Source organism: Silvania hatchlandensis, assembly GCF_025564065.1.
In the GTDB taxonomy this organism is placed as follows: domain Bacteria; phylum Pseudomonadota; class Gammaproteobacteria; order Enterobacterales; family Enterobacteriaceae; genus Enterobacter; species Enterobacter hatchlandensis.
Window position 1 is genome coordinate 1 of record NZ_JAMGZK010000002.1, and the last position, 244, is coordinate 244.

Annotated in this window: 1 rRNA gene; it reads left to right on the plus strand. The window is 47.1% G+C overall.

Annotated features, from left to right (window positions below):
- Window positions 1–151 precede the first annotated feature (151 nt).
- A 23S ribosomal RNA gene (locus M8014_RS00010) occupies window positions 152–244 on the plus strand; the annotation flags it as partial.

Consider the following 244-nt stretch of genomic DNA (forward strand, 5'->3'; position numbering starts at 1 on the left):
GAAGTTTTGCTCTTTAAAAATCTGGATCAAGCTGAAAATTGAAACGACACACTGTGTCTGCTCTCCGTAATAAGAGCAGATAAGCGGTGTGTTCGAGTCTCTCAAATTTTCACGACAACGAACTGTTTTACGAAACAGCTTCGGGTTGTGAGGTTAAGCGACTAAGCGTACACGGTGGATGCCCTGGCAGTCAGAGGCGATGAAGGGCGTGCTAATCTGCGATAAGCGTCGGCGAGGTGATATG